The following is a 15,201-nucleotide window of genomic DNA, read 5'->3' as shown; positions in this document are numbered from 1 at the left end:
GTATAAGTGGAGATTCAGTAAAAAAAATATTTAATCAAAATGAAAAAAATATATTATCTAAACAAGATATAATAACTACTCTTATCTCTATGAAAGAAGATGAAAAAATAAACTTAAGTTTAATAAGAAATAATAAAAAAATAAAGGTAAGTATTGATAAAAAACAACTTAAACCAGAGTATTTAGTAGATAAAATTCCATATACAGCAACTTTAACTTATATAAATCCACAAAATTTAAATTTTGGAGCAGTAGGTCATGATATTGAATTTAAAGAAAATGAAAAGTTAATTACAAATAAAGGTGAAATATATAAATCAAATTTATCTCGTATAAAAAAATCATCTAAAAAGTATGTAGGAAATATAAATGGGGATAAAAGTGAAAATTTATTAGGAACAATTTCAAATATGGGAAGTTATAGTGTTAAAGGTAATGTAAATTCTCTACAAAATAACAAGGAACACAAAATATGTAAAATTGCAAATGAAAATGAAGTTAAATTAGGTCAAGCTTTTGTAGTTATGAAACATAATGAAAATGAAACTAAATATTATAAAATAAACGTTACAAAAATTAATAAAATAGGTAAAGAAATAGAAAGTTTTGATTTTAAAGTAGAAGATGAAGCATTAATAAAAAAATATGGAGGAATAACACAAGGAATGAGTGGATCTCCAATTATTCAAAATGATAAGTTAATAGGATCATTATCATATGTAATGACTAAGGATACCTTAAATGGAAATGGAGTTTATATAAAAACAATGATGAAAGAATAATCTTTCATCATTGTTCTTTTTTAAATTCAATCCAAATAGGTGCTGTAACTGATATTTTATCATTATTTTGATATACTTTTACATAATAATAAGAATCTTTTAACGTAGAAAGTTTCAATTCAAGTTTAGCTAAGTTAGAACTGAAATTTTTATATGCGACTATTTTACCATTGTTAGAAATTACTTCGATTCTTTTAATTTTGTCCTTAAGATCATTATCGATTACACTTATATTAAAATATAAATTGGATGTATTTTTTATAGTAGAACCCATTACTTGATCATTTATACTATAATCTATTTTTATATTTTTGTCTTGAGTAGCATATACCCTCATGTTTCTTAAAGAATCATAAAATGAATTTTCGTTTAGACCTGTACACAAAACAACTGTTCTGAATTCATTTGCAACTCCCCAATCAGTTCGATGATTATCTTGGTTAGATGTAGGAGCTAGATGCCAACCTAAATCCAAAGCTTTTTGATATTCGTCAAAAGCTATTTTGTTTTTAGTTATATCACTTTTATATCCATTACAAACTTCAATTAAAGAAATTACGCTATCTGCATCTTTATTGTATTTTAAATTATTAAATCTTCCAAATGTATCGCATGGATGATTAAACTGAGCAATTAAATCATCATGTTTTGAAATTTCCTTGTAAAAGCTTTCTAAATTAGAGTAAAGAGAATCACTTGTAGATATAAAGCCATTAGTATTAAACACATTTATGTGGCCTATAGGGTCTTTTTTATTTTTAAAAGGATAAGTCATTTCAAAACCTTTAAGAGCTAAAAATTTATCATTAGACGTATAATCATTTGATACATTAATTAAACTTGTCCATTTAGAGCTTAAACTTCCATCATCTAAAGTAACTTCTGTATCTTTATCCAACATATTTGAATGATCTGTTATTGCAAAAAAATCTAGTTTAGCTTTGAATTTAGAGGTATAGTAAGCATCTTCAAAACTACCATGGCCATCACTATTTGATGTATGAGCATGGATTAAACCATAATAATGGTTATAATTTGGAGATCCTACATTAAAATACCATTCAGCTTTAGACTTATTTTTATTTACATCACTGACATGAACTTCTATTATTTGAGTTCCTCTTTTAAATTTATTTTTAGGTTTATAAGAAATTGAATTATTTTCGATTTTGCAATCCTTAGTAACATCTTTATAATTAACCAAAAACTTAATACTTTTTAAATCTATATTATTTTCATCTTGGAAAGTAGCTCTTATAGTAGGTTTAGAAATAATGTATTGCTGTGCATTAACAGGAGAAACAATATCTATTTTAGGAGCTGTAGTATCTTTTAGATTTAAAGAATGTACATTTGAAGTTGAAAAAATAAATATAAAAAATAATATTAATATATATTTAAATTCTGTCATAATAATCAGTCCTTTAAATGTTATTTTAATTATATATTTATCAAATTCTATTTTTCAATTCATGTAAAATAATGCAAAAAATATATAATTTATAAATTGGTAAAGTATATAAAATATAAAAAATTAACACAATAATAATTAGTCGCTTTATTTATATCAATTTAATTACAAAGGAGGTTTTAAATTGGATATAGCTATAAATTTAATTGGCGGATTAGGGCTATTTTTATATGGTATGAATTTAATGGGGAATGGTCTACAAAAGTCAGCCGGCGAGAAGTTAAAGAAAATTATAGGATTACTCACAAGTAATATATTTATGGGGGTTTTAGTTGGTACAGTTGTAACTGGAATCATACAAAGTAGTAGTGCAACTACGGTTATGGTGGTTGGATTTGTAAATGCAGGTATAATGAGTTTGACACAAGCAATAGGAGTAATAATGGGAGCTAATATAGGAACTACTATAACAGCTCAATTAGTATCATTTAACCTAGAAGGTTTAGCTCCAATAGCTTTAGGGATTGGTATTGTTTTATTTCTATTTACTAAAAAAGCAAAGATAAAAAATATTGCAGAAATATTAATTGGATTTGGGATATTGTTTACAGGTATGGAGTTTATGAAAGATGCAGTAGGACCTTTAGCTGAGTATCAAGGATTTAGAGATGCGCTTGTATATTTTGGACAGCACCAGTTTTTAGGTATTTTAGCTGGATTTGCTATTACTGGAATAGTTCAAAGTTCAAGTGCTTCTATGGGTATGTTAATAGCACTAGCTACTCAAGGTTTAATACCTATAACATCTGCACTTCCAATATTATATGGAGATAACATTGGGACTTGTGTTACATCTTTATTATCTAGTATAGGAGCTAATACAAATGCAAAAAGAGCAGCGGTAATGCATTTAACATTTAATATTATAGGAACATTATTATTTGTGTTAATTTTAAATAAGCCTATAGTTTCATTAGTAACGAGTATAAATCCTGGTGATGCAGCAAGACAAATAGCAAATGCACATACTTTATTTAATTTAATAAATGTTATAATTTTAATTCCTTTTGCTAAGTTTATAGTAAATATAGCAATTAAATTAGTGCCAGATAAAGATGAAAAAGAAAGCAAAGAAACAAAATACTTAGATGAAAGAATGTTAGAAACACCATCTATTGCACTTGGCAATGTTGTGAAAGAAATTGTAAGTATGGGAAATCAGGCGAAAGAAAGCTTACAAAACGCAATAAATTCATTTTTAGATCAAGATAATGAAAAAGCTCTTAAGTGTTTAGAGCAAGAAAAAAATATAAATAAATTGCAAAAGCACATTTTAAACTATTTATTAAAATTATCCAAATGCCCACTGGATGATAACGAAAGAGAATTAGTTGATCTAATGTTTAACACTGTAAATGATATAGAAAGAATTGGAGATCATGCTGAAAATATTGCTGAATTAGCTCAATCATCTATGGATTCTAGTATAAATTTATCTAGTCAAAGTCAAACTGAAACTAAAGAAATATACGATAAAGTTTTACTTAGCATAGAGTATGCTATTAAAGCATTACAAGAAAATGATCAAGTTTTAGCTCAAAAAGTTTTGGAAATAGAAAATGAAGTAGATGCTATGGATAAAGCATTTAGATCAAATCATATGCTAAGATTAAATCAAAGTAAATGTAGTGTTGATTCTGGGGTTTTATATTTAGATTTGCTTAGCAACTTAGAAAGAATTGCAGACCATTCTTTAAATATTGCACAAAGAGTAATGTAAAAACAAGTAAGCTTAAATGCTTACTTGTTTTTTGTTTTAAGGATATTATATTAAGTAAAAATTTATATATTTTAAATTGTACAGACATTAAACCTAAGATATGTTTAATATAATTTATAAAAGACTAATTATATCTTAGGAGGAATCAGCATGATAATAGATGCAATAGAAGTAAAAGTGAAGAAAAATGATGTGAAAAAATTTGAGAGAGATAATATACCGTTAATGAGTAAAGTGGTCCAATTAAACCCTAGGATAAAAAATACAACTCTTAAGTACATAGAGCATAAAGTTATAACTTATGATATAGTTATTAAAATAAAAGGTAAGAATATATTTAAACAAGATATAAATAGAAGCAAAATTACAATGTTAGTAAATACTCATACTGGATTTTCAAAATCTATAACTAAAGCTCCAGATACATACAAAGTAAATATATCTAAAAATAATATAAAAAAATCTGAAATGGATGAAATTCATATGCTAGAAAATATAAAAAATGAAATGATTAAAGTAATAAAAAATAATGTTATAAATAGTAAGTGTCATATACATGATATAAAAGTTTTAGACATCAAAAGTATATATAAGCCTTATTGGGTAGGTATATATAATGGGAAATCAGTATTACTAGAAGCATAAAAAAGAAAGCAGATATTAAAATATCTGCTTTTATTTATTTTCTAAAATTTTCAAATCAGTATTGTTAGATGATTTTTTATTTGTAAGATGGTCTAAGCTTTTTACTGTATAACCCTCTTGTTCCCAATGAGTTAAAACATCATCTAATATGTCTGCATTTGTTTTAGAATTAGGATGAAGAAGTAGCACTGCTCCAGGATGAGTTCTAGAGAATATTTTTTCTTTAGCTTCTTCGTGGCTAGGTTGTTTATCTTCATACCAGTCTACATAAGCAAAACTCCAAAATATAGTGTCATAACCTAATTGCTGAGTATATTCAAGTGATTTTTCGCTGAATTTACCCATAGGAGGTCTAAAATATTTAGGCATTTCTTTTCCTGTGATTTCTTTATATCTATTTTCTACAGTTACAATTTCTTCTTTGAACTTATTAAAATCAGTTATACTAGCCATAGAAGGATGAGACTTTGAATGATTACAAACTAAATGGCCTTCTTCAGTCATTCTTTTTACCATTTCAGGATTTGATTTTAGGTAATGATCTACTACGAAAAAAGCAGCAGGAGCATTATGTTTTTTTAAAGTGTTTAGTATTTTTTCCGTATTTCCACTTTCATACCCTGCATCAAAACTCAAATATAATACCTTTTCATTTGGATCTCCTACATAGTAAGCATTATACTTTTTGAAAAATGAAGCTTCTTTGATAGGTGTAGGCTGTTTTCCATCATTTCTTGGATTAAAGTACCAACTATATTCTCTAGTTGTTGGGTCTGTATTTAGTATTTGAGTTTTAATTTTATCAAATAAATCAAGTTTACCACTAATTAAAAATCCTGAAATTATAAAAAATGCAATTATAAAAAAGGAGTTTCTTTTTTTTGATTTTTTCATTTTATCACCTCTATAATTTAAACGTTAATTATATTTTTTACACATTATCCAAATATAATCTATGAAAAAATAGGATAAATAAATAAAAAATTAGGAAATAATATATTAATATATGGAATTCAAAGGAGATAAATATGAAAAAGATAATAATAATATTTACTTTAATTGTAATTTTTATAAATATAAATATTAATGTGTTTTGTAATGATAGCTATATAAATAATAAGTTAAATAAATTTATTGAAAATGATATAGAATCAAAGTATATAATAGCTTATATAGATCATAACCTTGTCAATATAGATGATATAACTATAAAGGAAAGTATTATAGAAAGAATAGTTGATTACAATGAAGTTAAATTAAATTTCTATCAATTAGAATTTGATAAAATGTATAAAAAAAACGTTAGAAATATGCAAACAAAACAAAATTTAAAATCTGAAATTAACATATTAAATGATGTTAATACTTATAATGATATATGCATGCACAGATTTAACTTTATAGATAATAAGCCAGATATAGTTAAAAGTTTAAAAGATATATACTTAAGTGGATATAAAATTGTATTAAAGGACAATAAATTTAAATTAAAAGTAAATCAAGAAATTTTAGAGTTAAAATATAAAAAATAGAAATTAAACCTAAACACTTAGATTAAGTGTTTAGGTTTAATTTGTAAGCTCATTTAAAAACATTTCAAACATAACTCCGTCATTTCTGTCTGTATCGAATTTAGATGTATATGAAATTACATTACTGATGAAGTTGTTAGCTTTTATAACGCTATTTTTTAATGAATGTCCATTTAATATCATGCCGACAAGAATAGACGTGAATATATCGCCAGTACCACTATACGAAATATTATTAAATGGTGAAGATGTAAAATAAGCTTCATCTAAATTTTTATCAAATGATAAATTATAAATACAATCTTTAATTTTTATACCTGTAATAACAACTTTACTAGGACCTAAATTAGAAACTTGCTTTGCAATACGAACTAGATTGGATTTGTCTAAGTTGGTATTATTTAAATTTTCTCCAATTAGAATAAGGGCTTCTGTTAAGTTAGGTGTAACTATATCCGATTTTTGTACTAGACTTTTTATTTTACTACACATTTCATCATCAAATATAGGGTATAAATCTCCATCATCGCCCATTACAGGATCTACGATTACTAATGAGTCTTTATTATCATCTATAAATTTAGAGACTATATTAACTTGGTCCTTAGATCCTAAAAAACCACTATATATACAGTCAAAATGTATATTAAGATTATTCCAAACGTTTTTATATTTATTCATCTCGTTTGTCAAATCTAAAAATGAATACTCTGAAAATCCTGTTTGACTTGACAGTATGGCTGTTGGAAATGGGCAACATTGAACTTTTAAAGCTGAAAGTATTGGAATAGCTACAGTTAAAGAACATCTTCCTATACCAGATAAATCATGAATAGCGGCCACTTTTTTTAACATAAAACAAACTCCTTTAAATAAAAATATAACTATATATTACTATTAATATTAATTAATTTATATAGGTATATAAAATTAATTAATTGTATTAATACAATTAATTATCTACTAATTACTACATGTAATAAATATTAGTAGATATGGTTAATATAAATCTAAAAGAAAAAAGGAGTACAATTTTATGAAGTATGTAATACTTTTGATTGGATTTATATTACTTATAAAGTCTGCCGATTACTTTGTTGTTGGAGCATCCTCAATTGCAAAGGCATTAAATATACCCACTATAATAATAGGTCTAACCATAGTAGCCTTTGGGACAAGTGCTCCAGAAGCAGCAGTAAGTATTTCTGCAGCTATGAAAGGACAAAATGATATAGCTATAGCAAACGTAGTAGGATCCAATATATTTAATATACTATTTGTTTTAGGTATATCAGCAATTATAGCTCCTGTAAAGGTTCAAAAGACAACTATAATAAAAGAGTTTCCATTTGCATTGTTAGCGTCATTGGTTTTACTTATATTGTCTCACGATATAAAATTTCAAGGATACAATGAGAATGCACTTACAAGATCTGATGGTCTTATGCTGTTTGCATTGTTTTCTATATTTATGTATTACTTATTGGAAATGGCATTATCTTCAAAGGAAGAAATGGATGTTGAACAAGGAAGTTCTAGAGATCCTATAGCAAAAAGTATACTGTTAAGCATAGGTGGTATTATAGGAATTATAATAGGTGGGAATTTAGTTGTAGATAGTGCAACAAATATAGCTATAGATTTAGGGATGAGTGAAAACTTAGTTGGACTTACTATAGTTTCTATAGGAACATCATTACCTGAACTTGTAACTAGTGTTGTAGCTGCAAGAAAAGGTGAGAGCGATATTGCCATGGGAAATATCATAGGATCCAATATATTTAACATATTGTTTGTATTAGGATCATCATCAATAATACATACCATACATGTACAACCTATAGTATTTGTAGATATGATTATTATGTTAATTGTTACCGCGATTACTTATGTATTTGCAATAAGTAAAAAACAAGTTAATAGATTTGAGGGTATAATTTTAACGGCAACATATATAGCATATATGATATTTATAATTATAAGACAATAGTAGTTATAGTTAAAAACTATATTTCGTATAAGGAATATAGTTTTTAACTATTTTACATAAAAATACCAAATATGATAAAATTTGATATAAATCATTAAAATTGTTGGGGGAGAAATGATATGATATCGTTACCAGAAAAATTTGAAGAGTTTAGCGAAGCTAGAAGAAATGGATTTATAAAAGCTAAAGAATTAAAAGAGAGCGGGAAAAAATTAGTTGGAGTATTTTGTGCATTTACTCCAGTTGAGATACCAATGGCTGCAAAAGCTGTAACAGTTGGAGTTTGTGGGGTAAGTGAAGAACCAATAGCAGAAGCTGAAAAAATATTACCAAGAAATCTTTGTCCACTTATAAAATCAAGTTTTGGACATGCAATAACAGATACTTGTCCATATTTTTATTTTTCAGATTTATTAATAGCAGAAACTACATGTGATGGTAAAAAGAAAATGTATGAAGAATTAGCAAAAATTAAAGACTTACATTTAATGCAATTACCAAATAGTAAGCTTGGAAAACATTCATTTGACCTTTGGAAAAATGAAATAGTGGTTTTAAAGGAAGAAATAGAAAATAAGTTTGAAGTAAAAATAACTGATGATGATATAAGAGATGCTATAAAAGATAAAAATGAAGAGAGAAGATTATTAAAAGAGTTTTATGAACTAGGTAAATTAGTGCCACCACCAATGAATGGATTTGATATGCACCAAGTTTTATATAACTCAGGATTTAAATTTGATAGAGATGAATTAAAACAAAGTATAAGGGATTTAACTGCATCTATAAAAGAAAAATATGAAAAAGGTGAAAGACCTGTAAGTGAAGATAAACCAAGAATACTTATAACAGGATGTCCAATAGGTGGAGTTAGTGAAAAAATAGTTAAAACTATAGAAGAAAGTGGTGCTGTAGTTGTTGCATATGAACTTTGTGGAGGAATTAGATCTAATGATGAGTTAGTTGATGAAAATAATCCAGATCCAATAGATGCAATTGCTAAAAAATATATAAACATAGCTTGTTCATGCATGGTAAATAATGATGCAAGAATAGAGCTAATAGATAGACTTATGGATGAATACAAGATAGATGGAGTTATAGATGTTGTTCTTCAGGCTTGTCATACATTCAATGTAGAAAGTTATAGAATTAAACAATTTGTAAATAACGTTAAAAATAAACCGTATATGGCTATAGAAACAGATTATTCTAAATCTGATACAGAACAATTAAGAACTAGATTTGAAGCTTTTATAGAAATGATAGACTAAGTAGGTGGATTTTATGTACAGTATAGGTATAGACTCTGGATCTGTAGCAACAAAAGGTGTATTATTTGATGGAGAAAAAATAGTAAACAAAATTGTTATACCAACAGGGTGGAGTCCTAAGAATGCATCATTAGAGGTTTATGAAAAACTTGCTAATGATATAGATAAAGATAAAATAAAGAAAGTTATAGGAACAGGATACGGAAGAGTGAGCATGGACTTTGTAGACAAAAAAGTTACGGAGATAACATGCCATGCAAAAGGAATACATTTTTTAAATAACAATATAAGGACTATATTAGATATTGGTGGACAAGATAGTAAAGTTATAAACTTAGATAATGATGGAAATGTATCTAATTTTATAATGAATGATAAATGTGCAGCAGGGACAGGTCGTTTTTTACAAGTCACATCTAACTTACTGGGAAGTGATGTAGAAAGCATTGATAAGTTAGCTAAGGATGCAATTCCACAAGATATATCAAGTATGTGTACTGTTTTTGCTGAATCAGAAATTATTAGTTTATTAGCAAAAAATATATCTAAAGAATCGATAGCATCAGGAATATTACAATCTATAGCAAATAGATCTAAGTCTATGTTATCTAGAATTGATATATTAGATGATATTGCATTTACTGGAGGGGTTGCTAAAAGCAATGTTTTAGTAAATATGATAGAAAATAATTTAGGAAAGAAAATTTTTATAGCTGATGATACTCAAATAATAGGGGCGCTAGGAGCTGCGATTATTGGATATAAAAAATAAAAGGATGGCTGATAGCCATCCTTTTATTATGCAATAGAACTTTCAAGTTCTTCTGAGTTTTCATCTGATAATTTTGTAATTCCGAATCCTGTAGCAGCTAACGTCAATGACATTAAAGGACATAGAAGATTAAAAAATGCAAATGGTAAAAATACAAATGATCCAACTCCAAGTGTAGCACTCATATATGCTCCACATGTATTCCAAGGAATAAGAGGAGATGTTATTGTTGCACTGTCTTCTAGAGAACGAGAAAGATTTTCTGGAGAAAGACCTTGCTTTTTAAATGCTTCTCTGTACATACTTCCAGGCATTACTATTGCTAAATATTGATCAGCAACTGCTAAATTAGTTCCTATACATGTAAAGATAGTTGCAGCCACTAAACCAAAAGTTCCTTTTGCAAATTTTAATATAGCAGAAGCTAAAGCTTCTAACATTCCAGTTTTTTCAAGTATTCCACCTGTAGTTAAAGCACATAACATAAGAGATACTGTACCTAACATACTATTAAGTCCACCTCGAGTTAATAGTTCGTCCACAAATGCCATTCCACTATTTGATGTATATCCAACTTGAGCAACTTCTAAAACATCTTTAATTGAAGCACCTTGGAAAACTATAGCTACAAAACCTCCAAGTAAGGTACCTATAACAAGACCTGGAATAGCAGGAACTTTAAAGATAACCATTACTATAACCATTACAGGTATTAATAATAATAATGGAGATAATGTATTATAATTTGAAGCTAAAGCTTGTTGTATTTGTAAAATTTGGCTATTATCTATAACTTGTCCTGCATATTTAAATCCAATTATAGCATATAGTATAAGCGCAATAACATATGCCGGAATAGTTGAATAAAGCATGTGCTTTATATGTGTAAATAAATTAGTACCAGCCATAGCCGGAGCTAAGTTTGTTGTATCTGAAAGTGGAGACATTTTATCACCAAAGTATGCACCTGAGATAATAGCACCAGCTATTATTTCCTTAGGAATACCTAAAGCACTTCCTATACCTAAAAGGGCTATACCTATAGTACCGGCTGTAGTCCAAGAAGAACCTGTAGATATAGAAACTATAGAACATATAATAGTTGTGGCAACTAAGAATATTCCTGGAGAAAGTATGTTCAATCCCCAATATATCATACTTGGAACAACCCCTGAAATTATCCATGTACCAATTAACATACCAACAATTAATAAAATTATAATAGCTTGCATAGTAGAATTTATAGTTGATAATATACCTTCTTCAAGCTCTTTCCATGTAAATCCTAATTTGAATATTGCAACAAATCCACAGAAAACGCCACCTAAAACTAGTGGAATATGAGCTGAAAGTCCTAGTTTAGTTAAAGATATTGATAAGGTAAAAATTAAAAATCCTAAACATAGAAGTGAATCACCAAGCGATGCCTGCCTTTTTTCTCTTTTTAACATAATGTAACCTCCAAATGGTGTATTGAGAATATAACGGGAATGGAGAATGATAATAAAAAAGGTCTAAGAATATTAAGAGATATTCCTAGACCTGAAATTATAATTTGAAAATATAATAACTTTAATCTAAAGATAGCCCTCCACATAAAGTGACAGTGTTATATATCTTATACATAACCCCAATATATAAGTTTTAAGCTTAACTTATATATTTCGGCATCATTACCTTTCCTATTAAATCCTAGGTGCTTTCCCTCAATAATAGTACTATTTAATAATGCAACCTCTACCATTAGTTATATTCTGTTTAAATTTATGTATCTAATTATAACATATTAAATTAAATTGTAAATATAAATTTAAATTTTATGAAAATAAAAAACAGTCTATCTTATTAAGATAGACTGTTTTTTAAAGTAAAAAGCTAGAACCATACGTTTCTTCTATTTCACGTCTTAATTCACTAGGATTATTAATTCCATCACTCATTGCTTTAGCGAGTATATTTGCTTTATCATAAGGTGCCATCCAAGAGAAAATACCTCCAAGACAATTATCTATTACATATTGAGTTTTTATATAAATAGATAGCATATCATCATAAGACATAGCAAACTCATTATCTTTTACTAAATATGAAGCTTGAGCCTCTTTATCAAATTTAAATGTGTATCCATTTTTATTTATAAAATCTTTTCTAAGTTGATCAAAAGATTTAGTTGTAGTAGCTCCTAGTCGACCATAAAATGGAACTCCCATTAATATTTTTTCTGAAGGCATTCCAGCTTCAATTAAATTATTAACCATAATATCTACACTATATCCTGGTAAAGAAAGTTCTGATTCATATAAATTTGCTTGATGCTTTTTGCCTTTCTCACCAGTTTCACCAGCAGTAAAATCGTAACTCATTAAATTGAAATGATTAATTAAAGGAGCTATTTTATTTATTTCTGCACTTTTATTTATATATTCTCTTGTTCCAGTACCTGCAACACTTAACCATTTTTCAGATCCAATTACGTCTCTAAGAGCTGTAAGTAAAAGTGTGAAGTTTTCCTTATCTTCAGGTCTAGATTTAATACCTGCACCACTAGTTCCAGGATATTCCCAATCTATATCTATGCCATCTAAATCATATTGCTTTATAAGAGCATTTGCTTGACGAGCAAAATTATATCTAGAAGCTGGAGTAGCTGCAGCATCAGAAAATCCTTCTTGACCCCAACCGCCAATAGCTGCAATCACTTGAAGGTCTGGATTATCTTTTCTAAGTGATAGTAGTTGACGTAAGTAACGAGGAGTTGGAACAAATAAAGTTCCATCTGGTTTAATCTCAACAAATGCATATATTACAAAATCAAGCAAAAATGCATCAACACTTGTAGGATCTCCTAAAACGTATGTGCCTACTAATCTACTTAAATCAGGGCAGTTAGGGTTAACTGGGATATTATTTGCTGGAGAATCTATTTGAGGTCGATTTTTCGAATTAGAATTATTTTTAGTATTATAATCTAATTTTTTGTTATTAGAAGTTTTATCATCTATAAAACATAGATACCAGTCCATACAACTTTTATTTTTATCACAACTTTTAATTCTTTCTTTTAATTCTTTATAAGTTTTAGGAGGAGGTAAAATTACAGGCATTCCAGGCAGCCAGTCAGCAGGTGTTAAAACATTATGTTCATCTGAAGTTTGAAGAGCATCTATTATTCTAACTATTTCAGGAATGTTTCTTCCTGTAGTTAAAGGATAATATAGTATTGTTCTTAAAATTTGATTTGGATCAATTATAAAAACAGATCTTACAGTAGATGTATCGCTCATTTGCTCTGAAATCATTCCATATAATCTAGAAATTTCCATTTTTCTATCATCTATTACAGGGAATGGAATCTCAATACCTGTATGCAAAAATATATTGTATAGCCAAGCTAAATGAGAGCTGTTGCTATCAACACTAAGACCTATAAGTTCAGTATTTCTTTTTTTAAAATTAGAATAATATTTTGCAAAACATAAAAATTCTGTTGTACATACTGGTGTAAAATCGCCAGGATGAGAAAATAATACAACCCATTTACCTTTATAATCAGATAGCTTGATAGGCCCTTGAGTTGTATTTGCGCTGAAATTAGGTGCTTTAGTACCTAAGTTAGGAAGACATGGCAAATAAATCACTCCTTTGTAAAGTTATTCTTAATATTTAATTTATTAATTATAACTGGTTAATGTTACTAATAAGAATTGCTATTTTAATACAAATTTGTTATATTTATTATATTAGAACTATGTATTATTTGTTGTAATTAGGGGGCATAAACATGAAAAGTAGCCGAAAAAATAAAAAAGTGGCAAGAATTACTAGAACATTTTCAGACATTTCGAGAATTTTTGTATTATCATCTGTAATATCTGTAAGCATTATTAGTGTTTTAATTTTGGTAAATGCTTTTAATGGGATATTCATAGGATTTAGATATTATATTATGTTAACTATGGCTATGGTTTTAACACTAACACCATGCTGGGTTTTATGTGATAGCAAGAGAATATTTGGTGCTAGAACTCAAAGACGAAAGCAAGTTGTTAAACCAGCTAAAAGATCTACTAGAAGTAGAGAGTCAATTAGAAAAAGAAAAATATCTTAAAAAGTACAGGGTACACTGTACTTTTTTTTATGTTCACTAATATAATAAATAGTAAGTTAAGGGGGGGGTTGGATGAAATACGATATATTTTCAAGCAGTACGGTTGGATACAAAAACAAGCTTAAAAATAAAGGGTCACAGGATTACTTAATTTATAAAAAATTGGAAAATGGAATGATCTGTGCAATAGGTGATGGACATGGAATAAGAAGATGTAAATATAGTTATAAAGGTTCAGAATTTGCATGTAATGCATGTATTGATATATTAACGGATTTATACAATAATATAAAGAATTTAGATGAAAATAATTTAGAAACAGTTATTAAAGAATTAAAAGAAAATAAAAGTATAGAAAAAAGTATTCAAAAAAAATGGAGAGAATATGTTATAGATCACTTTAAAGCTAAAATTCCAAATGTTTATGATATAGATTATGTACTTTACGGAACTACCCTTATAGGTGTTTTAGTAACAAACAATATTAAACTATACTTGCAAATAGGAGATGGAAACATCGTTGAATATGGCAATGAGTTTAATTTAGTGGAGTATACAAAAGAAAGTAAGGTAAAAGGGGTTTTGAATTCTATGTATTTAGATGATGCTTACAAGTATATAGATTTAAAAATAGAAAAAGTTAATAAATTGGATGTTGATTCTATAGTGTTGTTTTCAGATGGATTTACAAATAGCTTTAGAACTTATAAAGAGTTAGATGATAATTTGAAGTATACTATAAACCAGTATAGAAAAAATGTATTCACTAAATATAATTTAAAAAAAACATACAAAAAATATTTAGAAACTTTATCAGCTAATAACAGCAAGGATGATATAAGTATAGTTTTTATATTACAAACAACATTGAAATAATATGTTGTTTTTTTGATATAAACTAGAAAAT

At 27.4% G+C, this 15,201-nt stretch carries 14 protein-coding genes and 1 riboswitch; of the genes, 9 read left to right on the top strand and 5 right to left on the bottom strand.

Going from position 1 to position 15,201, the window contains the following annotated elements:
• Window positions 1–782, top strand: a 782-nt coding sequence (locus RWY47_RS10415; protein ID WP_316030320.1) for a SpoIVB peptidase S55 domain-containing protein, incomplete at its 5' end; no start/stop codon positions are given.
• A gap of 7 nt (window positions 783–789) precedes the next feature.
• Here the strand turns inward: RWY47_RS10415 and RWY47_RS10410 are convergent.
• Window positions 790–2,193 carry a CehA/McbA family metallohydrolase gene (locus tag RWY47_RS10410; RefSeq protein WP_150885961.1) on the bottom strand — a complete coding sequence of 468 codons (1,404 nt, stop codon included), beginning with the start codon at window positions 2,191–2,193 and terminating at the stop codon, window positions 790–792.
• A 184-nt stretch (window positions 2,194–2,377) separates the two neighbouring features.
• Between RWY47_RS10410 and RWY47_RS10405 the strand changes: the two genes are divergently transcribed.
• Window positions 2,378–3,973, top strand: coding sequence for a Na/Pi cotransporter family protein (locus tag RWY47_RS10405; RefSeq protein WP_150885960.1), 1,596 nt, complete (start codon window positions 2,378–2,380; stop codon window positions 3,971–3,973).
• 150 nt (window positions 3,974–4,123) lie between these two features.
• Window positions 4,124–4,618, top strand: a complete 495-nt coding sequence (locus RWY47_RS10400; RefSeq protein WP_021428911.1) for a hypothetical protein — start codon at window positions 4,124–4,126, stop codon at window positions 4,616–4,618.
• Between the two features lie 30 nt (window positions 4,619–4,648).
• Here RWY47_RS10400 and pdaA read toward each other — a convergent pair whose 3' ends face one another.
• Window positions 4,649–5,512, bottom strand: coding sequence for a delta-lactam-biosynthetic de-N-acetylase (gene pdaA, locus RWY47_RS10395; RefSeq protein ID WP_021429145.1), 864 nt, complete (start codon window positions 5,510–5,512; stop codon window positions 4,649–4,651).
• Between the two features lie 134 nt (window positions 5,513–5,646).
• Here pdaA and RWY47_RS10390 point away from each other — a divergent pair, with 134 nt between their 5' ends.
• On the top strand, window positions 5,647–6,150 hold the full coding sequence (locus RWY47_RS10390; RefSeq protein ID WP_224170725.1) for a hypothetical protein: 504 nt from the start codon (window positions 5,647–5,649) through the stop codon (window positions 6,148–6,150).
• A 36-nt stretch (window positions 6,151–6,186) separates the two neighbouring features.
• Here the strand turns inward: RWY47_RS10390 and RWY47_RS10385 are convergent, their stop codons facing one another.
• Window positions 6,187–7,005 carry a pyridoxamine kinase gene (locus RWY47_RS10385; protein WP_150842575.1) on the bottom strand — a complete coding sequence of 273 codons (819 nt, stop codon included), beginning with the start codon at window positions 7,003–7,005 and terminating at the stop codon, window positions 6,187–6,189.
• Between the two features lie 181 nt (window positions 7,006–7,186).
• Here RWY47_RS10385 and RWY47_RS10380 point away from each other — a divergent pair, with 181 nt between their 5' ends.
• The 3 genes from RWY47_RS10380 (at window position 7,187) to RWY47_RS10370 (ending at window position 10,186) form a co-directional block, all read left to right on the top strand.
• Window positions 7,187–8,140 (top strand): calcium/sodium antiporter, encoded by a 954-nt coding sequence (locus RWY47_RS10380; protein WP_150842576.1) that lies wholly within the window; start codon window positions 7,187–7,189, stop codon window positions 8,138–8,140.
• A 119-nt stretch (window positions 8,141–8,259) separates the two neighbouring features.
• The gene (locus RWY47_RS10375; protein WP_150842577.1) at window positions 8,260–9,414 is read left to right on the top strand and encodes a double-cubane-cluster-containing anaerobic reductase; all 1,155 of its coding nucleotides are present in this window, start codon (window positions 8,260–8,262) and stop codon (window positions 9,412–9,414) included.
• A gap of 13 nt (window positions 9,415–9,427) precedes the next feature.
• The gene (locus RWY47_RS10370) at window positions 9,428–10,186 is read left to right on the top strand and encodes an acyl-CoA dehydratase activase (RefSeq protein ID WP_025162232.1); all 759 of its coding nucleotides are present in this window, start codon (window positions 9,428–9,430) and stop codon (window positions 10,184–10,186) included.
• A gap of 26 nt (window positions 10,187–10,212) precedes the next feature.
• On the opposite strand, the gene nhaC is transcribed toward RWY47_RS10370, so the two are convergent.
• Both nhaC and RWY47_RS10360 read right to left on the bottom strand, forming a co-directional pair.
• On the bottom strand, window positions 10,213–11,637 hold the full coding sequence (gene nhaC / locus RWY47_RS10365) for a Na+/H+ antiporter NhaC (protein ID WP_021429147.1): 1,425 nt from the start codon (window positions 11,635–11,637) through the stop codon (window positions 10,213–10,215).
• Window positions 11,638–11,762: 125 nt separating this feature from the next.
• Window positions 11,763–11,934: riboswitch (Lysine riboswitch) on the bottom strand.
• Window positions 11,935–12,048: 114 nt separating this feature from the next.
• Entirely contained in the window at window positions 12,049–13,824 is a 1,776-nt protein-coding gene (locus RWY47_RS10360; RefSeq protein WP_150842578.1) for a peroxiredoxin, read from the bottom strand.
• 143 nt (window positions 13,825–13,967) lie between these two features.
• Between RWY47_RS10360 and RWY47_RS10350 the strand changes: the two genes are divergently transcribed.
• Window positions 13,968–14,294 (top strand): hypothetical protein, encoded by a 327-nt coding sequence (locus tag RWY47_RS10350; RefSeq protein WP_021432570.1) that lies wholly within the window; start codon window positions 13,968–13,970, stop codon window positions 14,292–14,294.
• A gap of 72 nt (window positions 14,295–14,366) precedes the next feature.
• A complete protein-coding gene (locus tag RWY47_RS10345) occupies window positions 14,367–15,170 on the top strand; it encodes a protein phosphatase 2C domain-containing protein (protein WP_168931739.1) in 804 nt (267 codons plus the stop codon).
• The last annotated feature ends 31 nt before the right edge of the window (window positions 15,171–15,201 follow it).

Source organism: Paraclostridium sp. MRS3W1 (assembly GCF_032465715.1).
Lineage (GTDB): Bacteria > Bacillota > Clostridia > Peptostreptococcales > Peptostreptococcaceae > Paraclostridium > Paraclostridium dentum.
Note: the sequence above shows the minus strand (reverse complement) of the source record. Positions and strands in the feature narration are given on the sequence as shown.